A 22,129-nucleotide genomic window follows, 5' to 3' on the forward strand; every position below is an offset into this window, starting at 1 on the left:
TCCCCGCGGGTGCGGGTAGCACGAAGACAGCGCGCTCCGACTTCGGCCGCGACTGGGGACCATCCCCGCGGGTGCGGGGAGCATCCGGTACGGGTCATCAGGAACTTGATCGTCTCGGAACCATCCCCGCGGGTGCGGGGAGCACCAGAGGTCGCTGACGCAGATGACGCAGGCGGTGGGACCATCCCCGCGGGTGCAGGGAGCACGCCTGGACGATGCAGTAGAGCAGCCCGTGGCGGGGATCATCCCCGCGAGTGCGGGGAGCACGTCGGCCCATGATGCCCAGTAGCGGTCATCTCGGGACCATCCCCGCAGGTGCGGGGAGCACGAGCGGATCCCGGACTCGCCCAGCGAGGCGGTGGGACCATCCCCGCGGGTGCGGGGAGCACCGGCCCCGCGACCCGGAGGGCGGCACGTCGACGGACCATCCCCGCGGGTGCGGGGAGCACAGACGCTCTCCACAGCTGCGCGATAAGCCTCTCGGACCATCCCCGCAGGTGCGGGGAGCACGAGGAGTTCCAGAACGCGGTCCGGTACTCCAGGGGACCATCCCCGCGGGTGCGGGGAGCACCTGCTGCGCGGCGACTCCGCGGCGCGGGCCACGGGACCATCCCCGCGGGTACGGGGAGCACTCTCATCAGGGCAAGTTGACTGCTGCGTCAGGGGGACCATCCCCGCGGGTGCGGGGAGCACCAGGCCGTGTCCAGGTTCTCGACCGGATCAGCGGGACCATCCCCGCGGGTGCGGGGAGCACCGGCCTCCTCCTGGAATCGTGCCGGCCGGACCGGGACCATCCCCGCGGGTGCGGGGAGCACTGGATGATCTGAGCTACAGAGTCCTCGTTGGGGGGACCATCCCCGCGGGTGCGGGGAGCACGGATATACACGCAGGTCAGGCCCTTGACGCCGGGGACCATCCCCGCGGGTGCGGGGAGCACTCACGCGGCCAGGATGCCGATACGCACCGCCAGGGACCATCCCCGCGGGTGCGGGGAGCACGCGGCGGCCTCCCCGGTGTGCTCGCGCGGATCGGGGGACCATCCCCGCGGGTGCGGGGAGCACGCGTCTGTCTACGAGCGGGTCATCCCCGGCGAGGGACCATCCCCGCGGGTGCGGGGAGCACCGCGTCACCCGGTTCGTCGGCGGCATGGGCATGGGACCATCCCTGCGGGTGCGGGGAGCACTAGGGCATGGGTTGGTTCCTTTCGGTTGGGTGGGGACCATCCCCGCGGGTGCGGGAGCACCCCGGCACAAGGATCTGTGGAAGTCGCAGATGGGGACCATCCCCGCGGGTGCGGGAGCACCCCGGCACAAGGATCTGTGGAAGTCGCAGATGGGGACCATCCCCGCGGGTGCGGGGAGCACTCCCCGCAGCTGTTCGTGCGGTTCCCGTGGGAGGGACCATCCCCGCGGGTGCGGGGAGCACCCTACGAAAGCGTCCACGACCAGCTCGCAGTAGGGACCATCCCCGCGGGTGCGGGGAGCACAGGAGCTTGGTGGCGATGCCCCAGACCGTGGAGGGACCATCCCCGCGGGTGCTGGGAGCACTTCAGCCCGACGTACCGACTTCGAACCGTCCAGGGACCATCCCCGCGGGTGCGGGGAGCACCGACCATCCGGTCTCCGAGCGGACCATGAGCCGGGACCATCCCCGCGGGTGCGGGGAGCACTCCTGCAACCCCGCGCCGTGGATCTCGAACACGGGACCCTCCCCGCGGGTGCGGGGAGCACGGGCGGGCGACGTCGCCCGCAGACCTCGCGGAGGGACCATCCCGGCGGGTGCGGGGAGCACCCTACGAGAGCCGCAGCCACCTGTTTCGGAGCGGGACCATCCCCGCGGACTCGGGGAGCATGTGGCCCCCACGATGGCCGCCCAGTCACCGACGGGACCATCCCCGCGGGTGTGGGGAGCACGGCAACCGGGCCCGCCGCTACTTGGACCCCGTGGGACCATCCCCGCGGGTGCGGGGAGCACTTCGGGTCGTGCAGGCCGCTTCGGTAGGCCGGGGGACCATCCCCGCGGGTGCGGGGAACACGAGATCGACCGCCATCGGGCCGCCCGCGCCACGGGACCATCCCCGCGGGTGCGGGGAGTACTCCGCGCAGGTCGTCACCCCAACCGATCCGCGGGGACCATCCCCGCGGGTGCAGGGAGCACAACGGGTACGACCTGTACCTGGCCAACAAGTGGGGACCATCCCCGCGGGTGCGGGGAGCACGCACCGGTGCTGGTACGGATCCGGTCGAACACGGGACCATCCCCGCGGGTGCGGGGAGCACATCGACGCGATCGACGCGGAAGACCCCCAGAAGGGACCATCCCCACGGGTGCGGGGAGCACAACTCCGGTTCAACCGTCTCCCGTACCGTGACGGGACCATCCCCGCGGCCGCGGGTGCGGGGAGCACTCGGAGTCCCGGAGGCGGAGCGCGTGCCACGCGGACCATGCCCGCGGGTGCGGAGAGCACACAATCAGGTCACGGCGGGGAAGAGTTCCCGGGGGACCATCCCCGCGGGTGCGGGGAGTACAGGCCGTCGACGCGCATGCGGCTGACGCGGCCGGGACCATTCCCGCGGGTGCAGGGAGCACCAGGACCCGGCCCGGACCACCGTGCCTGTGGCGGGACCATCCCCGCAGGTGCGGGGAGCACAGCGCAGCAGCGTCAGTCCTCGAGGTCACGTTAGGACCATCCCCGCGGGTGCGGGGAGCACGCGGCGAGGAGCGAGAAGCAGGCCCGGTACACGGGACCATCCCCGCGGGTGCGGGGAGCCCATCCCGCTCGGCAAGAACACCACGACCGGCCTGGGACCATCCCCGCGGGTGCGGGGAGCAAACTACGGTCCGCGACGCGACCGGACCGATCCGGGGACCATCCCCGCAGGTGCGGGGAGCACCGCTTGCTCCGCCCGGTCAGGCGGGCGATCTCGGGACCATTCCCGCGGGTGCGGGGAGCTGGAGGCGGGATCCCGGCTCATGCATCTGGTAGTGGTGCGAGCTTCGTCGATCGCCTCGTCAGTGTCGGTAGGCATTAGGGCAGGGGCCTTGGGTTGCGGCTGTGTGGGCTACTGCGATGTCGCGGATGAGAGGGATTACTTCGGGTTGGAGTTGCGCCAGGACTGGCAATGCGTGGTGCCAGGTGGTTGTTCGGAAACTGTGGTGGAGGAGTTGCGCTGCCGTCTGTTCGTCGGTTGCGGGGGCTGATGTGGTGCGTGCCAGGTGTTGGATGGCGCGGGTGAAGGGATCGGGTTGTGACGGGTCGGCCGCGGGTACGGGGCGGATGGGGGCGCCGGCGAAGTGCTCTGCCAGTGCGGTGATGGCGAGCGGGCGGGCCTGTGCGATGCGCAAAGCGGTCTGGATGTCGCCGAATACGGCATGGACAAGGGCGAGGGCGGCAGTGGGGAAGTGGTGGGGGCCGCGGTTTGCCATGTCGGATGTGAGCCAGTGCAGTTGGCGGCTGGGATCTCGTCCTTGGTTGATGCGTACGAGGGCATGGGTCAGGACTGATTCGGGTTGCCAGCTTTCGGGACTGTATGTGTTGCTGTAGGTGAGTGCTTCCTCCTTCAGGGCGTGGAGCCGCTCCTGGTGCCGGGGGGTGGCCAGGGCCGTGGCGGGGAGGATTTCTGCGTAGCGAGCCAGAAGAGTGAGCTTTCCCCTGGGCGTCTTCATGCTGGCGTCGAGCTGGTCTAGGAGGGGAACGAGGAGCTCACTGGCGCTTTCAGGAGCGTATGTGCCGAACTCTCGCGTCAGGGCGATTCGGATCAGCCGGTCTGCCGCGTGCCAGGCTGCCCTCCTGGCACGTTCTTGGGGCTTTGGATGCTCACGGAGGAGTGCAAGTGCTTGCTGCGCCTCGCCCGTGGCCGCGAGTGCCTGTGCGGCGTGCGTCCATGCGCCGTGGTCATGGTGGCCCGCTGGACTGGAGGAGGCGATCTCCGCTGCTTCGTGGGCGTGCTTGCGCGCATCGTCCGGCAGGCCGGCGTCGACGAGGGCCAGGGCGATGGCGGCATGTGTGCGTGTCCTGCCCATTGGGTCGGGGTCTCGGTCCAGGAGGACTACGGCTTCGTCTCTTGCGTCGCATCTGACGAGCGCTCCGGCCAGAGCCGGGAGCCAGATAGGGCCGCCGCCCGTACGTGTACCCGCCATCGGCAGGAGTGCCAGCGCTTCGCCTAACTGCTGAGTGCCTTCGGTGGTCCTTCCACCGTCCACCAGCCGGAAGGCTCTACTTGCCAGGTGTTCGGCCGCCTCGAAACTGTCTTGATCGCCTTCCGGGGGCCTAGCAGGGCCGGGGGGGCTGTCGGTCAGCTTCCGTTCCAGTTCCGCGCTTAGGTTGCAGACTTCTTCATCCGGTGTTCCGGTGTCGCTGAGTGCCTGGGCCAGCTGGCGGAGGGTGTGGCGGAAGCCGAACTCCAAGTGAAAGGCGTCGGCGGCAGGCACAACCGTGCTGTCCCCTAGGAGGGTCGCCTCCACGTACCGGCGGGCGGCTTCGGCGAGATTCCGAGCCTCCTGTGGCCGGTTACATGCCAGCATCGACGCTACGGTGGCCAGAACCGAGGTGTGCTCCAGGCTGGGTTCCGCGTCCCACACCTCACAGGCATGCTTTAGAGCACGCGCGTGGACCCGCTTCGCGCGGTCGGCATCAGCGGCTGCGAGCGTCTTCCAGAGTTGAATAGCGATCGAGGTTGTGTCTCCTGCCTCTGCCGCCAGCTCCTCGGCGTCCTGCTCCAGCTCGTCTAGAAGTTGCTGCGCGCTCTTCGGACTGTGCGGCGCCAGCAGGCCCGCTGCCTCGGCCCAGGCTTCGCACCGGGCGGTGGTGCCGGGCCGGCGGGTCGAGCGGAGCAGTGCCAGGCCCTGGGGTACTTGTTTGGTGGCCAGTAGGGCTAGGGCGGCCTGGCAGGCGGCCTCCGTGGCGGTGGCATATGTGTGGTGTTCTGTTGCTTCGTGCAGAGCTGTCGCTGCCCAGCTCCCGGCCTCCTGGGCGATCGCTCCGGCCTGCTCGTGCCTGGTTCCTACCAATACGCGGGCGACATCGGCTAGACCGGCGGCCTTCGTCGACGGCTGGGGCGAGGCTTTGGCCATGGACCTCGCCCGTCGGACGTCGCCGAGCCGGGCGACTGTCCGTGCGAGGGAGGGCGGCAGGGGGCGTGCGTGGCCGAGAAGAGCGTCTCGGGACACGGCGACCCGCGCCGAGACGGTCAGAGTGGCCGACGGATGAGGGGGTGGGGGTTGGGTGACCAGATCGAGGTCCGCGAGGGCGATGTCCGGCCCTGACCGTTGGACGAGACGGAGCTGTCGCCGGGGGTCGAGGACTAGCTCCTCGAGCCTGTGGATGTCGCCGGTGCGCTGGACGAGGCGTGTGTAGCCGGTGAGGAGGTAGTTGGGGGTGTCCTCAGGCCAGCCGCGGTTGCGGAAACCGTCCGCCCAGGCGCGGATGGCTTCCTCGTGTGTGGCTAGTTCCGTCTTGCCCAGCGCGGCGGCAGCGGCTTTGCGAAGTTCCTCGTGGGCAAAGACGAACGCGTCGGCTTCGGTGTCCCCGTCGGCAGGTGCGTCCAGCATGACGTGGTCGACGTCGGTGGGTGTCATGTTGCGGCCGACGACGCTGCGCAGCCTGCGCTGCACGTCGTACGGTCTGACACCGGCCAGAGTGGCCATGTCCGCACCGGTGAGGGCTCCCTCGGCGACCACGAGCAGCCCCAGGAGGGTGGAGCCGATGGCAGGGTCGTCCAGCAGGGTTGTCAGTTCCTGCGTCGCGGTGTCCCGGATGACGCGGGCGGCGGGGGAGGGGGCCAGGCGGCGCACGATGCTCGCATCCCGAAGGGGGTGATCTTCGGCGACATCCGGTGCGACCTGCGGGTTGCGGCGCCCCGACACGACGACTCGCATGTTGTGCGGAGGCCGCATCGGCAGAAGCCCGGCGATGCTCCGATCGCCGAGGGCCGCGTCTGCGTCCTCATCCAGGCCGTCGACGATCAGCACCAGACGTCGATGGCGCGCCGCACTGGCCTGTGCGGCAGCGGCAACCAGCGCGGGCAACCGGTCAGGCTCCCCACGTTCGGTCACCCGGATCTTCCGCCCGGCCACTGAGGCAAGCTGGTCACCGACAGCCAAGAGGAATGCACTGCGGGTATTCGTGCCCAGGCGCCCGGCGATGAAGTGGTGGACGACGTCGACTCCGGCTGGGCGACGGCGGGTCGCGAACCAGGCGAGTAGCGCAGACTTGCCGGCCCAGGCGTCCGCCTGCCACCACATGTACGGCGGGCTGCCGTCCGGGGCGGTTACGAAAGCTGCCAGTTCCTCCAATTCCTCGTCACGGCCGACAAACCCGGACGGGAGGGCGTTGTCGATGGCCTGGGACGGCGTGCCGAAGAGACGGCCCTCGGAGGCCGCGTGAACTCTGGCCCCCCGTCCTCCCTGCCCGCTCTTGCTGACGGCCTGGGCCGCCTCGAGCCGGGCCTTCCAGGTGCCGAAGCTCGTCGTCTCGTGTCCGCTCGGCGATCGCAGGGCTGCCTGCGCCTCCAGAAAGGGGATCAGATGCCGCAGCACGTACTCGACGGGGGCGGTCTCTCGAGGGACGGATCGTCTTCGTCCGCTGCCGAGCCACTCCCCGAGGCTGGAGGTGGATACCTCGAAGCCGTGCGCTCTGCCCAGACTGACAAGGCGCTGATACCCGAACATCCGGCCCCCGCCTGCGGCCGCGTAAAGCGCCCGAAGGTCCTCTTCGAACCCCACCCCGTGCCCCCGATCCGTCCTGCCAGCCTCTATCGTCCCCGTCCGCGGCGAACTTCTCCGGAATCCTCCTCATCCCCATCCTGACCAGCAACAACACCGCTAATCCACGTTGCCGGACATCGCCGGAACCCTTCCGGACAACGGATACCTGTGGGACCGCGCCCGGCGGAGAAGACCAACGGGCGGTAAGGCGAGGGGAATCCCACATGTCCGTCCTGCTGACCCTGCTCCAGGCCGTCTTCCAGGAGGCGGCCACCGTCACCGCCGTGACCGGCCTCCTCTACACCGCTGCGGTTCTGACCGTCGCGGCCTCTTCCGTTCTCTGCCGCGACCCCCAGCGCCGCCGCGACGCTCGGGCCACGCTGACAATCCTGGTTCGCCGCAACCGGAAGCGCTGAATGCCCGCTGGCCGTACCTCCCGGCACGGCGCTACTGTCGCCTGTGCGGCCTTGTCCCGCGCTCGCGGGGATGGCCCGTGTTACGAGCAAAGCCGACTCCTCTCCCGCGTTCGCGGGGATGCAGCCCTCAACACGGTGGCCACCATCCCCGCGCTGCAGTGTGATGGAAGCCGGCGACACACCACGCAGTCGCCGGTGGTCCGTGCCTTTCGACCATCCAACTTGCGCCGCTCGCCAGGGCTGGCTTCCCGACCTACATGTACGGACGAGAAGCCGGCTCTGCGGGTGTGGGGTTCTAGCGGGTCAGGATCAATCCGCACGAGTACGCGCGGGCGTGCCCCAGGCCGTTGGACAAGACGTTGACCAAAGTCTCGGGGTCGGTGACCCTTAGCGAACCGCGAATCTCTGCGCGGCCGATGCGGATGGACTTGTGCCGCTGAGCACTGGTAACCGTCGGCAGCATGCGGATAGCCAGAGTGTTGGCGTCAGCGGAGGCACCCACGCGTGCCACGCCGTCGTCGGCCGTGGCCGGCTCGCCCTCCGCCTGGAGACGGCGGGCGAACCAGCGTTTTACATGCTCTGGTGTCGTATGCCCGGTCCGTACACCCCGGGTGCTCACCGCCCCCGATTCACTCGGAGGGCTCTGTGCAGGCCTACTGCGCGTCGGGTTGACAACCGTACGGAAGCTGACGACCTCGCCCGCCGTGAAGGTGCGGTCAACTGTGATGATGTGCGGCGCACGCATGAAAGCCGCCCGTGGTATCCGACTCCAGTCGCCCGGAATCCTCGACTGTACGACTAGGACCAGAGCCGCCGCCTTAAGATCCACCTGCCAGATCGACAGGACACCCATTTGGGAGCGGGCGTCGGACTCTCCGTCGCTCACCCAGCCACGAAACCCGCTCATCACGGTGCGGTGCATCTCCTGGGCATCGACCAAGGATTTGGCCACGAACGGATGTCGGGCATCCAAAGACAGGACGGAGTGCGTTGCTACGAAACGGGCCGTAGAGGCACGTGTGCTGTTCACGGGATAATGTCCCAATCGGTGGCGGTTGGCGCGATGGTGATGCGGGTGCGGGTCTCCCACCGACTGGCGTGGACGCGGCATGCCGAATCGAAGCTGACCGGCTGATCGTGGACCTGTGTGGCTCCCTTAGTGCCGGCGGCCGCCTGGATCCACGCCCAAGGCCGCCGCGCCGCACCGTCCGAGGCATCGGGGGTGTGCGGGAGAGCGGGCAGCAGACGCTTGGCCGTGAACGCCTCGGCGACCGTCCCGGGCACAATCCCCGCTGCCAAAGTGCCCGACGGCGGGCACGACTTACGGCCGAGCCAGAGCAGCCGCTTAGGATGCTCAAGTGCATGTGCGACGGCATCGAGCAAAGCCCGATCGTCGTGCTGCAACCCCACCACAAATGCCGCGTCGGACAGGTACCAGCGTTCAGTGATCAGCGACGTACGGGCCAGTTCGACGGACACATGGGTCCCTGAGACGGGATCGGCCGTGATCTTCTTCGGGGCGCCGTACCAGTCGGCCAGCTCGTGGCGCCCGAACCCCGGGCCCTCGGCCGCTTCCATGCTCGCGGCGACGGCGGCTGCACGACGGTGGTCGGTGATGATGTCCCGGGGCCCCAGCGGGAACCGGCCCCCGCCCACCGTGTGATAGTCCCGCACCGGGGAGCCGGGATGGTCGGCGCGCACGCCGAAGACAAGACCGGCGAGGTCGTCGACCGGGTCGGTGCGATCCCTCCCCAGGGCCGCCGCGCACAAGCCGACGACAGCGGACTTGGTAGGCCGACTGTGTGTGTCGCGATTCGAGAAGCGGGAGATCACCCCCCAGGACTGAAGTGGGGCGGCGAGCCGGACGAGCAGGACGTGGGTCACGCCGACAGCTCCTCGGAGCGGGTCACCGGCGTTGCGCCGACGTCTTTAAGGGCGCCTAGAAGTTCGTCGATCTGCGGGTCATAGGTCAGAACGCGGCCACGGGCGATGTCAGGACGGCGCCGGCTGACGAAGGCGTGGTGCTTCAGCAGCCGCTTTACCGCGGCTGGTCCAGCAGGCCCTTCGCCACCCTTGTCCAAGGGGTTCTCGTCGATCGGCGTCTGGAAGGCAGCTGCATAGTTGTAGGGGCGCTCTCCTTCGAAGGCCAGAACGAGCGCGGGCAGGGACCCGGTGGACGCAGTCGAATTTTTCTTTGCCTCGGGGAATGCATCGACGAAGGCATCGACGAACTCTGTCTCCGCCGCTACCGACGCCTGCTCCGCTTCCTCAGCACTCATTCCCGCGGCCTGCAGGTTCGTCCGCAGCTTCACCCGGTCCAGCACAGCGTGCCGGTAGAAGGTGCCGGTGATCAAAGACTGATAGCCGGTCATCCCGGCTCCGGCGTCGTCGGCCGCATCGAGGAAATCCAGGGCATTGTTCTTACGGTCGAGCTTCGCGTCGTCGGCGGCGGCATAGAAGTCATCGACCTGTTCCGCTTCGTGGACGGTGAAGGCGTGGCTGGACTGCACGGCACCGTCGACATTCGGTGAATCGGCGATCCCCGCCAGGAACCGCCCGTACAGGGCGATGTCGATCGCATCGCGCGGCGCCAGCGCAGTGAGGACGGCGGCACGCGTGGGAGCCGGCAGCGCGGGCAGCTTGGCTTCGGCCCCTGCGACTTCTTCCTCCTCGCCACTTGCCGGTGCTTGAGCCTTGCGGCCCGCCTTCCTGCCCTTAACTGCGGCAGCTGCCTGCGCCTCCAGATATGTTCCGGTCCACGCCTGGAGAGCGTCTGCCTGCTCGTGGATGTGGGCGGCGATCCGCCTACCTGCATCAGAGGGCGCAAACACCAGTACCTTGGTCAGATTCGCGACGGTCTTCTTGCCAGGGTCCCCAAATTTCAGCCCGATGGCCTCGATGACGGCCCGCGCCGTGCGGACGGCTTGCTCCGGCTCCCAGCCGTGGACCGATGAAAGCTCCCGGCCAGTGATCAGCGCCCACTCCCGAGTACGAAGCCCGGTGCTGCGGCCGGCCAACGGACCGATACCAGCGTTGGCACGGTTGCGCGTGTGGACACGCTCGGCGCGCCGGCGCGCCTGGCTCGTGATCATGTGCCGCTCGGTGCCACCGTAGACGATGGATTTAGGCGAGCCGTTCTCGTCCCGCACGGGCAGCACAGCGACCAGGGTCTCCAACAGGTGCAGGGAAAGGAACTGCGTGCCGGTAAACGGGGCGTTGCTGGTCACGTGTCGGTGTCCTTCGGGGTCGTGTCGGGCGTCGTACGGGCTGCCCGGGCTTGGGCGGCGTGCGTGGGAGGCATGTGGAAGGCCACTGCCCACTCGTAGGAGATGCGGGCCTTGCGGTCGTGCCATCGGCCAAGTTCATCGGCCAGCCGAGCCCAGGACGGCGGCGGCTGGTCACAGGCACGCAACCGGGCGACGGCGTGCTGCAGGTGCCGCCAGGGGATGCGGCGGCTGGAGACGATGCGGTCGACCAGGCGGGCCGCACCGGGGTCGTCGGGCCCGCGGGCCGCGCCGCCGCCGATGCGCCGCGCGGCCTCGCCGAGACTGCCGTAACCGTACGCAGGCTTCGACCTGCCTTGGTGGTAAACAGCGAACAAAAAGGCCACCTGCTCGTAGACCTCCCGCTGCTCCTCTCCAGGGCTGAACCAGACAGCCCGGAAATGTGGCTCCTTACGCATGCGCGGCCGTCGCAGGTCGGCGAGACTCCCGTACTCGCGGTTACGTACCAGGCTGGCGAGCCAAGCCGTCAGAGCGGCACTGCTCTCGCTGGCTTCAGGACCTGTAACACTCTCAGCTCCGATGCTCATGCCCTACCCCTCGAAGCTCCGTCGGCGCCCTCTTGTCGCCCAGCTCATCGTCGAAGCGCTTCAGCGCCGCGGCCTGCGCTTTTGCCCCCTGGGAGTTCCGCGGCAGAGAGTCGAGACACTCGGTGAGAAAGCGGCGGGCAGCTGCCGACACCGAGGCGGCAAAGTCGAGCAACGACTCCTGGACAGGCTCGCCAAGGGTGGTCTCGTCCATCAACAAGTCGAACGGCTCCCGTGTCGCAGCCCAGTGACGCCCACGCGCGTCGAACCGCGCGATCTGAGCCGCCTTGTCCGAAGGCTTGGGATTCGGATACGCAACGGCCCAAGCCGCAAATGCCGCCCTACTCAGCGCTCTAGCCGTGTACTCAGCAATCTCGGAGCCCCGGAAGGAGGCAAGGTAGAGCTGCGCTTCCATGCCCGGAGCGAACGGGAAGGTCCCGTCCACCCAGGTGATGGCCGTCGTCTGCCTGGCCACCAGCCCGACGGCCCACAAATCCACACGCCGAGCCGGCTGCTGACCTGGCTCCGGCGCGACATCCTCAGGGGGAAACAGCGCTAGCCGCCGGTACAACGTCGCACCGTCGTTCGCTGGCTTAGAGCGCGCCTCATCTACCGCGGCGTACAAGGCGTGCGCGTCACGCCACATGGCACGGGTCGCCGATGCCCGCAACGGCTGGGACGTCCCGTCCGGCTTCGACGCGTACACAGCGTCCTGCAGGTGCTCCTTCGTAAGGACCAGCACTTCACCCGCGCAGAGCAATACCCGGTCCACACCGTCACCCGCTGGTGTGGGGCGCAGAAGGACTGATCGGCCCAGGGCACTGTGCAGATCCGCCAGCCCGGTGACCGGCCGCCCGGTCGCCTTGACAGTGAAGCCGCGGCGCTCCTTGCCCGCTGTCCACGACCGGTTCAGCTCACCAGATGGCCCGCTGGCAGGCGCCATGTTCAACCGCAGGGTCTCACCGAGGGTCGACCCCAGCGCCACGATACGAACCCGCGTGTTCAGGCGGGTGGCCGCAAGATTGGTGAGCGTTGGCCCCAGCGTTGCCTTCCCCGAGATGCGGGCCCGTCCGCTCGGCCCGTACACGTGCTGCGCCAGCATCGCTCGAAATGCCTGGGCCAAAGGCAGCGGGGTCGGATGCTCCAGATGATGATGATCGAAGAACTGGTTGTAGTCGCCGACCCGCTCGATCACCAGCTGCGCCGGCCCGGCGCCGTGCTCATCGAGGAACGGCGCGAGAAGAGCGTTCTGCCCTAGCGGTTCGGTGGGATGGAACAGGTCCCAGGCCTCGTCCACAGGGCGATCGCAAAGCCACTCACCCGCAGGACGTAATGCATCCCGCTCGTCCACCCACGCAGGCCACTCCCTCGCAGAGGGTGGGTAGGTACCCGAGGCGTAGCAGACGGCCAGCAGAAATTCCAAGAGCGCCACCTTCTCCCCAGGGGTGGCCGCCTCGATCGACCGCAACTGGTCAGCCTGCAGAAGGAGGTCGACAAGGTTCCGTTCGACGAGCTCCCCATCGAGAGTCAGCGCCGTGGCACATGCCTCCCGCCGCGGATCCCAAGAAGCACGTATCGGCCCGCCACGCAGGGTGGGTAAATCAGCCACGTTGCATCGTTCGCTCTCTTCTCTTAACAGTTGCCTGGTCGAATGAGGCAAGAAGCTAGCAGGCGAACGATGGCTGTATGGCAGGTTTTGCGAACTTCACTTCCGCACCGCTTACGCGGTACCAACCCATCGACGGAATCCTCCGAGTCCGCCTCCACGGACGTGAACCCAGACCATGGTCTAGTGGCAAAGCCGCAGCAGGCAGAGCCTGCCTCCGGCGTATGCAGGGCGGTGGTCCCGCCGTCTTCGTGCCGATCGGCGCAGGGCCCGCCTGCTCCCCACGCGCGCGGGGGTGCTCCCCAGCGATCCGCCAGAGCGGAGTTGAGCCAGACCTGCTCCCCGGCCCGCGGGGATGGTCCCTGCAGCGGCAGCCGCAGTCCACAAGCGGCCGCCTGCTCCCCGCACGCGCGGGGATGGTCCCTTCGCCGTCTGCCCCCACGGCTGCGTCTTCGACTGCTCCCCGCGCCCGCAGGGATGATCCCGCCCGCTTCTATGGGGTGGAGATCTGGTACTCCTGTTCCCCGCGCCCGCGGGGATGTCCCCACTTTTCGTCAGGCAGAGACCGACAAGAGCAATTGCTCCCCGCACGCGCGGGGATGGCCCCCCGCACCTCTGGTACCTGGGCAGCGCCGGAATCTGCTCCCCGCCCGTGCGGGAATGGTCCCCTCACCCAGGACGACGTGTCCGCCTGGGTGCGCTGCTCCCCGCGCCCGCGGGGATGGTCCCGAGGTCGCGAAGTTAACGTCGCAGATGAAGCTCTGCTCCCCGCATGCGGGGCCCCCAAGCGTTCGGCGGCCCGGCGAGTGGGACTGCTCCCCGCACGCCCGGGAATGGTCCCACCGAGCGGGCCGGGCACGGGCCGCCCCTCGACTGCTCCCCGCACGCGCGGGAATGGTCCCGTCATCTACGTCTTCACGGACGGCGCGGTCGCCTGCTCCCCGCCCGTGCGGGGATGGTCCCCCCGGAGACGTGGACGGCGATCACGCCGGGCGGCTGCTCCACGCCCTCGCAGGAGTTCCCACTTTTCGTCAGGCAGAGACCGACAAAAGCAACTGCTCCCCGCACGGCGCGGGGATGGTCCCCTGATGGATTTCGAGGGCGCCGAGAGCGACTACTGCTCCCTGCACGCGCGGGGATGGCCCCACGCAAGTAACCGAGCAGGACGTTACGATCGGCTGCTCTCCGCCATGCGCGGGGATGGTCCCCAGGAGATCGCAATTCCGGACCTCGAGTCTGCCTGCTCCCCCTGCGCTGCACCTGGGCCGTCGCGAACGGCCTCGTCCTGGTCCTCGTCGCCGTCGGCGTCATCCACCCGCAGCCCTATATACCGAATGCGCACACCAGGTCCTGCGCAAGCCCGACCCGGCAGGGGAGTAGCCCCCGTACCCCATACCTGCCGGCCCATCGGCACACCGTACGGACCAGGCGCAGTGACCGCCCGTCTCCCCGACGGGCAGCTCCTCATCGCCCGCATCGACCCTGACACCCCAGAGCGCCGCAGCTCCCTGCAGCGGCCCTGCGCGCCGCCGACATCACCCTCACCACCAGGGACCGCCTTATCGCCTTATGCCCGAGTCGGTGAACCTAGTGAGAATGAGCGTCGCTAGGTGATAGAACCGCAGGTGGCGGAGTCTGCGCCCCGCGCCCGCGGGGATGGTCCCCTCGAAGAGCTGAACTGGTGGGGTTCGGGCGGCTGCTCCCCGCGCCCGCGGGGATGGTACCTACAAGCCGGCGATCCTGAGCCAGGATCTCGGCTGCTCCCCGCACCCGCGGGGATGGTCCCGAGGTCGCCTGGATCTCCCTGGCCACGCAGGGCTGCTCCCCGCACCCGCGGGGATGGTCCCACCGTGGTCAGCGTGTCCGTGAAGACGCTCTTCTGCTCTCCGCATCCGCGGGGATGGTCCCGTCACGTGACGTTGGCGCTCGAGACGGAGCAACTGCTCCCCGCACCCGCGGGGATGGTCCCCCCGCTGGCGCGCCGAGCCCGTCCGACATGCCCTGCTCCCCGCCCGCTGGCGTCCGCGGCCTCTTCACCTGCCCGGCAGGCATCGCTCGGTCCCCCGAGGAGAGGCTGGTGCCAATGGCTTCGGCCGACGATGTTCTCGGCGGGGCGGTCGCGGGTGGCAGTCCGTACAGGGACCGTACGTTGGCGCCAGGCACCTTCTTGTTGGCGGTCGCGACAAGCTGCAGCGCGATCCAGCGCACCTTCGTGCCGTACGCGGGGGCGCCGGGGGCGACGTCCAGGCGGCCAGTGTCCGCGTCGAACTTCACGGCCTGGACGTGCCCGGCGAGTTCGGGTGCGGCCGCGGCGAGGAGGGCTTCCCACTGGGCCAGGACGCTGCCGCCGGCGACCCTGGCGACCAGGCCGCGCTCGGTCATCATCATCGTGATCGCCGCGCCCAGCCCGAGCGGCTCGCGGCCGTCCCGCCGCAGAGTCGTGCCGGTACGCTGCTTCGGCTTCTTCGTCTGGGCGCCGTTCTTCTTCGCTGCATCCCGGGCGGCGAGCCGGGCCTGGCGGGCGAGGTCTACGCCGGACAGCTCCGGGACGGCGCTCACGCGATCACCTCCAGGGCCTCGCCGTCCAGCGGGCGGGCGGCGAGCTCGGGCAGGTACTGCGACCACGGCGGCGCGGGCGGACCGGCTCGGGGCGGGCCTGGGTGTGCAGCTGCTCCAGCCGCACGGCGAGCAGGTGCTCGGCGGTGCGGGTCTGCGCCTTCGCGGCGGCCGCAGTCGCGGCGCGCTGGGCGTCATCGGTGCCGGGCAGGGCATGGTGCCAGGGCTTGGCGAGCTCGGTCGCGTATGCCTTGTGGGCCTCGGCCTGGGCGTCCTCGCTGCGGCCGAGCATCACCAGGGCCTCGTGCCGGTACTCCGCGGCCGCGCTCTCGGCGGTGAGGAAGGCGTTGTGGGCGGCGGCGTCCTCAACGGCGTCGGGGCCAGCTGCCGCCAGGGCGGACGGGTCGGTGATCTGCTGGAACTGAGCCCACGAGGTGGTGATGGCGCCCTCGATGGCCGTACGGACCTCGGCGACGACAGCCGCGACGGCACGCCGGTCGGTCGGGTCGGCCGACCAGGCGGCCGCGAGGAGACCGGCCTCGCCGATCAGGACCTCGGCCTGCCGCCGGTGGTCGCACGCCTCGCACAGCCCGTCCGACCGCTCCCGGTCGCAGTCCTCACACGCCACGGCCTGCCGGGCCGCCGCTTCGGCCGCCGCCCGCTTCCGCTCGATGGCGGCCTGCACCTCGGCCTCGGCGCGGGCCGCCGCGCGCTGGGCCGCCCGCTCCCGGGCCTCGGCCTGACGGTCCACGAAGTCGGCGGCCTCGGCCTCGGCGTGACGGCGCATCCGGGTCTCGATCTCCCGGTACCGGGCGTCCGTCTCCAGGCCGGGCAGCTCCTGGTCGACCTCGGCCGCGATTCGCACCCGCCATGCCCGGCGCGAGTGCAGGATGTTGGCGCAGTTGTCGCAGTCGGCGCCGGTGTCGAGCCGGATGGCGTCGTCGCATCGCACGTCCGAGCACGACGGCCGGCGCACCAGCCCGCGGCAGGTGATCCAGCCGAAGGGGCGGGCGATCAGGGCCTCGCCGCCGGTCTCCTCGAGACGGGACGTGAGCCGGGCGGCCAGCACCGCCGGGGCCTGCCCCGCCCACTCCAGCACCTGGCGCAGCTGCGCGAGCTCCGCATTCGCGGCCTTCACGACGCGGTCCTGCTGCCAGCGGTTCAATTTCGTCCACAGCCAGGACACCGGCGCCAGAGCCACCCGCAGGTCAAGATCGGCGGGGAGCTCCGGCCGCCCCTGCTGCCGTGTCTTTCGACCACCCACAACCGTCAGCCGGGCACCGGCGCCAGCAGCGATGGCGCCCGTTTGCTCCTGCTCGTCGACGGGTGACTTGGTGGGCTTTTCACCGCGGAGCGGGCCAACCTCGGCTACCGGGCTCCCGGATCCGGCAACGGCGCTCCTGCCGTCGGCGGCCTGGTCCTCGCGCACGCACGCGCGTCCCGGCCGACGGCCATTACCCTCACGGCCTTCGCCGGAAAAGCCACCAGAGAGCTGCGGAGGAACTACTGCAGTAACCCCAGAAGCGTGGAGAGCGTGGTGCTGTGCAGTTGCGGCGAGGTCTGCCGATCCGGCCATCTCGCCCTGCCCCGCACCATCGATCCAAGTCACCCCAAGGGTCTTGCTCGCCTCGCCGGACTCAAGATCTCCGGATGCAGTATCGGCGAGGTCTGAAAACACCGACTTGGCGACCCGGCGGGCCTCCCGTACGGCCAGGCCGTGGGCCTTGGCGACCGGCACCAGGCGCACCCGCGACTGCGCGTTCAGACCCGAGCCGGTCTCCTTGCGCACCACCTCCGCGACACCGTGCTCCTGGAGGCGCTTGAGCACCTTCGCCCCGGCCGCCGCCGAGCAGCCCAGCAGCCGCGCGACCGTCGCCGCCGGACGCCCCCGGGACGTGTCCACCGACCCCGGGCACAGCTGCAGCCAGCCCGCCGAACCCGTCGTCAGAACCATCAGCAGCAGACAAAGCCGGTCCGTCGCAGCACCCCGACCCGTCCGACCGGCGAGCAGCCCGGCCGGCACCGACGCCTTGTCCTTCGGCGCCCACCCCGGACCGAACAGCACCTCGCACAGGCTCAGCAACACCGACAGCTCCGAGCGCGACAGCGCCAGAGCGTGCCGCCGGTCGCCGGCTTGCTGCGCCCGGTACATCGGGATCACCCAGCATTCCAAGCCGGTCGCGTGCCCGAAGGCGTTCGTCGCGACATTCGAGCCGAGGAACCCGGCAGCGCGTAGCTCGGGCAGTACCGTGTGCGCGACCGTCGACTGGGAGACCCCCAGCCACCGGCCGAGCTCCGCCCCCCAGATCTTCGCCTGGTAGTCGTCGCGGACCTTCGCCTTCGCCGTCAGCACGACCGAGGCCAGCCGCGCACCGTCCGACGCCCCGGCCAGTGCCGGAGACGACACCAGCGCCCGCACCGCAGTGAGCAGCCGGGCGCGCATCGTCTTCGACAGCTGAAGCGGGTTGCCTAACTCCAGAGGCACGACCGGACCGGCCTGCGCGGGGACCGACCGCAACCGACGACGCGAAGCCCCGCCGGCGGACTTCGTACGAGGGCGCGGGAGCACGGCGGCCAGCGCCGCCACGGCGCTCATCGGCTCACCGCGGGGACACGAGTGGCGGACACCGCGAGGACCGAGGTCGTCTTCTTCATCGGGCTGGTGTACACGCCAAAGCGGACACCTCCCTGAACAGGCAGAACGCGCGATTCATCATCCACTTGCTGACCTTGCACGAGGCAGCCTGTGCACAACGTCCGCTCAGCCCGGATCACCCCCCGCGCTCCCGCAAAGCGGACAGAAACTTTCGAACCCGTCCCGCCACACGGGACGACGCTCTCTCGGGCACAGCCGCCGAGGAGCGCCCGGACAGACTCAGTCGAAACGATCAGCTCGTGGCTGCCTATAGGAAGAGCCACTTCCTGCCCAAAAGCAGCGAAGCGCTGGATAAGGGATGCCTGTTCCGTCACGTGAAACGCGACAAAGGCGCGAACCGGGCCGAAACGGGCGGTGCTCGACTTTTCAGGGGACACCAGATCGGGCACTATGGCGAAGGCACCAACTCTCATAAGCGAGCCGGACCACACCGCAACGCGGGACGGTCGACGAGCGAACTGGGAGACACCACGAGCCCCCTCCGTGAGGAGCGGGCACCGGACGAAGAACCAGAGGCGGGTCTCCCTTCTCTCGTGAACCGGACGGGTGACACGAACAGCCATTGGGCTGGTCGTGCCGTGTTCCAAGGCCCTTGCAGGGGCTGGCGGAACTGTTGTGCAGAGGCCCTCTTGCAGGAGGGCCACTGCGGTGGTGCCTGGTCCTCACGGACCGGTGTGTGAGATGAGCCAGCTCGAGAGCTGGAGCCCAGAGCCGGGTGCGAACCGGGGACTGGGCGGCCGACCTGATGGTCGGCGCGAAGGGCCGCGCGAGGCCGAAGTGGATTGCAGTCCACTTGTTTGGCGCGCGCGGCCGGTGGCAGCTACGTCACCCCGACCCCCTCGAAACCGAAGGCGGAGTCGGCGTACCCGAAACCGCGACCGAGGTCAGTCCTCACGCGGACCTCCCTGAGCAACGGCCGGGTGCTCGTTGGCCAGGCCGCGGAGGAACTCCGCGTACTTCAGGCGGTTGCTGCGGTGGGGCTGCGTGCGGCCGGCTTCCCACCCAACGACAGCGAGGCGCCTGACGCCGAGGGCCACGGCGACTTCCTCCTGCGTAAGGTTCGCGGCGATGCGCAGCTGCCGACGAATGTGCGGCGGAGGCAGCGTGTCAGCATCCACTAGGGCATCGTCTCGACGCAGCGGACCCGACATAGCAGCCTCCATCCCATCTGATGTTCTCCGAAAACATACACCAGATGATCTCGTGTCGGGAAGCAGCCGCAGCGCGAACACGACTCCGCCGCAAGGCGGGTAGGGTCCATGCCCGTGGCCCGCCTCGCCTTCTTCGACCTGGACAACACGCTGGTCGACCGACAGTCGGCGCTTAGCGACGCCCTGAGCGCCCTGTGCCGCTCCCGCGCGCTCGCCCCAGATGCAGACCAATGGCTGCGTACCGAGCTGGCCGACCGCGCGACTGTCAACAACTTCGCCCAGCTGCGGGACACCTTCGGACTGGACACATCGGCTGCGGACCTGTGGCGGGAGTACGTCGACCTCATGGCAGCCACTGTCACCTGCCGCCCGGACGTTCTCGAGGGCCTGGCCCGCCTGCGCGCGGCCGGATGGACGATCGGCATCGTCACCAACGGGGCCGGTGACATCCAGCGCGCCAAACTGGCTGCGACCGGCCTCGCCGACCTGGCCGACGGCGTCGCCGCCTCGGGCGACCTCGAGATCCGCAAACCGGACCTGCGCCTCTTCGAACTCGCCGCCGCCCGCTGCGGCGTCAGCCTCACGGACGGCGGCTGGATGGTCGGCGACAACCCTGCCGGAGACATCGGCGGCGGCCACCAGGCCGGCCTGCGCACCATCTGGCTGCGAGGCCGACCCTGGCCCGACGGACTGCCCGCAGCGCACCACATCGTCGACGACGTCACCGACGCCATCACCATCCTGCTCAACGAGACCTCGGAGTAGCACCGTGGACCAGCCGACCGTCGGCATCCTCCACCCCGGCAGCATGGGCGCCGCCGTCGCCGCCTGCGCCGCGACCAACGCGGCCGCGGTCCTTTGGTGCGAGACAGGGCGCAGCGCCGCGTCCACACAGCGCGCTGCCCAGTTCGGTTTGATGGCCGTGCCCACGCTGCCCGAGCTGCTGGACCGTAGCGACATCGTCATCAGCCTCTGCCCCCCGGCCGCGGCCGAGGACCTGGCCCGCGATGTCGCCGGGCACCGCTTCGCCGGGGTGTTCGTGGAGGCGAACGCCATCAGCCCCGAGCGCACACAACGGATCGCTGCTCTGCTCAAACCGGACGCGACCCTCGTGGACGGCGGCGTCGTCGGTTCTCCGCCAGTCGGCGGCAAGACGCCAACCTTGTACCTGTCCGGGCCTGCCTCCGCGACGAAACGCATCGAGGCGCTGTTCGCCAGCACTGCCGTCCGTACGTCGGTGCTGGGCACAGAGGTCGGGAAGGCGTCGGCGCTGAAGCTGTCGTACGCCGCGTTCCAAAAGACCTCGAGAGTATTGGTGGCGCTCGCGGTCGGGATCGCGCGCGAGCACGGCGTCGACCAGGAACTCATCGAGGTCGCCTCGAAGCGCACCGACTCGTACCTTGCAGAGCCGCAGTACGTCGCCAAGACCGCGGCCCGCGCTTGGCGATGGGGTCCGGAGCTAGAGGAAGCCGCCGACGCGCTCGCGGCCGCCGGCCTTCCACCGGAGATGCTGCGCGCGGCCGCGTCCACGCTGGCACGGTGGCACGAGGTCAAGGACGACAGCGAGCTGACGCTCACCGACGCCTTGGACCGACTCGCCCATCCGTAGCCCGCGCTCATGCCTTCGCTGCTGCCCGTTGCGCCAGCAGCTGGTCGACGAGCCGCGCTGCATCCTGGGGGGCCGACGCGGTGGTGTCGACTGTAAGGTCCCAGGTCGTACCTGGGTGCTCGTCCAGGTCCTCGCGGGTTGCGTCCCACGCCGCCAGGCGCGCCGCAGTGTCGCCGTCGCCGCGTCCCGCCGACCGCTGCGCGGTCACCTCGCGCGGGCACCACAGCAGTACCACCAACCAGTCGGCTGGATAGCCTTCGGCCAGAGCGCGAATGCCGTCCACCTGCCCGAGGTGTACCACGGGCACCCCAGCCGCGAACGCCGCGTCGACGCCGGGCCGGTCGATCACGTACGTGTTGCCGTACCGCGCGTTCGCGTAGATGACGTTCCCTGTGGTCTTCAGCTCGTGCAGTTGCTCTACTGTGCCCATTCGGTAGCCGGCAGCCTTGCCTGTCCCGACCTTGAGCCGCATAAACTGCGCGTACTTCGAGTTCAACTCGGTGAGCGCGGCGGTGACCGTGTCCTTGCCCGATGCCGGCGGGCCGTACAGGATCACGCCCTGCTTTGCGTTCACGCCTTCACAGCCCCCATCGCCTGCCGGGCTTGGTCCGCGAGCGTCACCGCGGTCCCCAACCGGTTGTCCACCACCAGGTGCGGCACCGCTGGGCGCAGCTCCAAGTCGATCGTGGCCAGGTACTCGTCCCAACGCGCCAGCTTCCATGCGTCCCGGGCAGCGGAGCGAAATCCGATGTACTCGCGCATCGACTCTTCGTCGCAGCGCACCCATACGGGGAAGACATCGACTCCCATCGAACCCGCTCGGTTAGTCAAGCGCTGCATCCAGGCCGGGTCGGTCATCTCGCCAATGAACGGGGCGGTCAGCACGGTGGAGATGCCGCATTTGATGTTGGCCATAGCCGACTGCATCAGGCAGTCGTACTCCACCGGCCGCACCTTCTCGCGGTAGAGCTCGGTGTGCCGATCGTTCGCGTCGCCGCCCAACGCAACCAGGAGCCGTTCCACCAGCGGGCGGGTAAGCGGGTCCTTGTCGAGCAGAGGCCAGCCGGTGAGCTGGACAAAGAAGCGAGCGAGCTCGGTTTTGCCGCTGCCAGCGAAGCCTCCGACCAGGATGAGTACGGGACGGTGTGGGTCGCCCCCCGTGTGCCGGCGCTTCCATGCGTCGATAATCCGCTGCTGCAAGTCGAAGTGGTCAGCCTCGTCCGAGCCCGGTGCGATGCTATGAATGGCGCGCTCAACAGCCAAAACGTGCGACCCGTTGAGGCGGTCGTCCAGTGGCGTGAGCTTGAAAGACGACTTTTCTCCGGGCAGAGCAGTGCGGAACCCCAAGTCGGGCTCGGTGGCCCGGTAGAGAAGGCAGTAGGCCCGCCGGTAGTGGGGACCGGGGAAGACCTCACCTTGTTCGTGCTGCCACAAGGTCTGCGGGTTTGCCGCGGGGATGCCCTTGAGCTTGGCCTGCTCGGCAACCGCCCGGAGGCGCTCGCCCGCCTTCTCCAGGGTCAGGCCGTGAGCCTCACGTTGCTCCCGGAGCCGGTCTGGCCTCCACCCTGCGCGCTGCCTTCCCACCCTCTGCCCCTCCGTCATCGTCATGGCCGCGAGCCTAA

At 69.3% G+C, this 22,129-nt stretch carries 13 protein-coding genes; 3 read left to right on the plus strand and 10 right to left on the minus strand.

Annotated features, from left to right (window positions below; translation table 11 throughout):
* Window positions 1-3,012: 3,012 nt before the first annotated feature.
* Window positions 3,013-6,537: a hypothetical protein gene (locus ACZ68P_RS33735; RefSeq protein WP_471012919.1), complete on the minus strand. Its 3,525-nt coding sequence runs from the start codon at window positions 6,535-6,537 to the stop codon at window positions 3,013-3,015.
* A gap of 392 nt (window positions 6,538-6,929) precedes the next feature.
* Between ACZ68P_RS33735 and ACZ68P_RS33740 the strand changes: the two genes are divergently transcribed.
* A complete protein-coding gene (locus ACZ68P_RS33740) occupies window positions 6,930-7,121 on the plus strand; it encodes a hypothetical protein (RefSeq protein ID WP_471012921.1) in 192 nt (63 codons plus the stop codon).
* Between the two features lie 295 nt (window positions 7,122-7,416).
* On the opposite strand, the gene ACZ68P_RS33745 is transcribed toward ACZ68P_RS33740, so the two are convergent.
* The 7 genes from ACZ68P_RS33745 to ACZ68P_RS33775 all read right to left on the minus strand — a co-directional run bounded on the left by ACZ68P_RS33745 (window position 7,417) and on the right by ACZ68P_RS33775 (window position 18,910).
* Window positions 7,417-8,211, minus strand: a complete 795-nt coding sequence (locus tag ACZ68P_RS33745; protein WP_471012922.1) for a type I-E CRISPR-associated protein Cas6/Cse3/CasE — start codon at window positions 8,209-8,211, stop codon at window positions 7,417-7,419.
* Entirely contained in the window at window positions 8,148-9,005 is an 858-nt protein-coding gene (gene cas5e / locus ACZ68P_RS33750) for a type I-E CRISPR-associated protein Cas5/CasD (protein ID WP_471012924.1), read from the minus strand. Before cas5e ends, ACZ68P_RS33745 begins: the two co-directional genes overlap by 64 nt.
* A complete protein-coding gene (locus tag ACZ68P_RS33755; protein ID WP_471012926.1) occupies window positions 9,002-10,348 on the minus strand; it encodes a type I-E CRISPR-associated protein Cas7/Cse4/CasC in 1,347 nt (448 codons plus the stop codon). The genes cas5e and ACZ68P_RS33755 overlap by 4 nt, the downstream gene beginning before the upstream one ends.
* The gene (casB, locus tag ACZ68P_RS33760) at window positions 10,345-10,932 is read right to left on the minus strand and encodes a type I-E CRISPR-associated protein Cse2/CasB (protein ID WP_471012928.1); all 588 of its coding nucleotides are present in this window, start codon (window positions 10,930-10,932) and stop codon (window positions 10,345-10,347) included. Before casB ends, ACZ68P_RS33755 begins: the two co-directional genes overlap by 4 nt.
* Window positions 10,916-12,538, minus strand: coding sequence for a type I-E CRISPR-associated protein Cse1/CasA (locus ACZ68P_RS33765; protein WP_471012930.1), 1,623 nt, complete (start codon window positions 12,536-12,538; stop codon window positions 10,916-10,918). The genes casB and ACZ68P_RS33765 overlap by 17 nt, the downstream gene beginning before the upstream one ends.
* Before the next feature lie 2,560 nt (window positions 12,539-15,098).
* Window positions 15,099-17,576 carry a hypothetical protein gene (locus tag ACZ68P_RS33770; RefSeq protein ID WP_471012932.1) on the minus strand — a complete coding sequence of 826 codons (2,478 nt, stop codon included), beginning with the start codon at window positions 17,574-17,576 and terminating at the stop codon, window positions 15,099-15,101.
* A 1,055-nt stretch (window positions 17,577-18,631) separates the two neighbouring features.
* Window positions 18,632-18,910, minus strand: coding sequence for a helix-turn-helix transcriptional regulator (locus ACZ68P_RS33775; RefSeq protein ID WP_471012934.1), 279 nt, complete (start codon window positions 18,908-18,910; stop codon window positions 18,632-18,634).
* Between the two features lie 96 nt (window positions 18,911-19,006).
* Here ACZ68P_RS33775 and ACZ68P_RS33780 point away from each other — a divergent pair, with 96 nt between their 5' ends.
* Together ACZ68P_RS33780 and ACZ68P_RS33785 are read left to right on the plus strand one after the other, a co-directional pair.
* Window positions 19,007-19,663: an HAD family hydrolase gene (locus ACZ68P_RS33780; RefSeq protein WP_471012936.1), complete on the plus strand. Its 657-nt coding sequence runs from the start codon at window positions 19,007-19,009 to the stop codon at window positions 19,661-19,663.
* A gap of 4 nt (window positions 19,664-19,667) precedes the next feature.
* Entirely contained in the window at window positions 19,668-20,507 is an 840-nt protein-coding gene (locus ACZ68P_RS33785; RefSeq protein ID WP_471012938.1) for a DUF1932 domain-containing protein, read from the plus strand.
* A 7-nt stretch (window positions 20,508-20,514) separates the two neighbouring features.
* Here the strand turns inward: ACZ68P_RS33785 and ACZ68P_RS33790 are convergent, their stop codons facing one another.
* Together ACZ68P_RS33790 and ACZ68P_RS33795 are read right to left on the minus strand one after the other, a co-directional pair.
* Window positions 20,515-21,081 (minus strand): phosphotransferase-like protein, encoded by a 567-nt coding sequence (locus ACZ68P_RS33790; RefSeq protein ID WP_471012939.1) that lies wholly within the window; start codon window positions 21,079-21,081, stop codon window positions 20,515-20,517.
* Window positions 21,078-22,115 (minus strand): AAA family ATPase, encoded by a 1,038-nt coding sequence (locus tag ACZ68P_RS33795; RefSeq protein WP_471012941.1) that lies wholly within the window; start codon window positions 22,113-22,115, stop codon window positions 21,078-21,080. Before ACZ68P_RS33795 ends, ACZ68P_RS33790 begins: the two co-directional genes overlap by 4 nt.
* Window positions 22,116-22,129 lie beyond the last annotated feature (14 nt).

The sequence above is a fragment of the Streptomyces sp. NPDC036822 genome (assembly GCF_055609145.1).

Bases quoted from the DNA above. Each gene is read 5' to 3' on its own strand.
- ACZ68P_RS33740 (WP_471012921.1), top strand. From the start codon at position 6,930: ATGTCCGTCCTGCTGACCCTGCTCCAGGCCGTCTTCCAGGAGGCGGCC.
- ACZ68P_RS33795 (WP_471012941.1), bottom strand. From the start codon at position 22,115: ATGACGATGACGGAGGGGCAGAGGGTGGGAAGGCAGCGCGCAGGGTGG.
- ACZ68P_RS33775 (WP_471012934.1), bottom strand. From the start codon at position 18,910: ATGGAGGCTGCTATGTCGGGTCCGCTGCGTCGAGACGATGCCCTAGTG.
- casB (WP_471012928.1), bottom strand. From the start codon at position 10,932: ATGAGCATCGGAGCTGAGAGTGTTACAGGTCCTGAAGCCAGCGAGAGC.
- ACZ68P_RS33780 (WP_471012936.1), top strand. From the start codon at position 19,007: ATGCCCGTGGCCCGCCTCGCCTTCTTCGACCTGGACAACACGCTGGTC.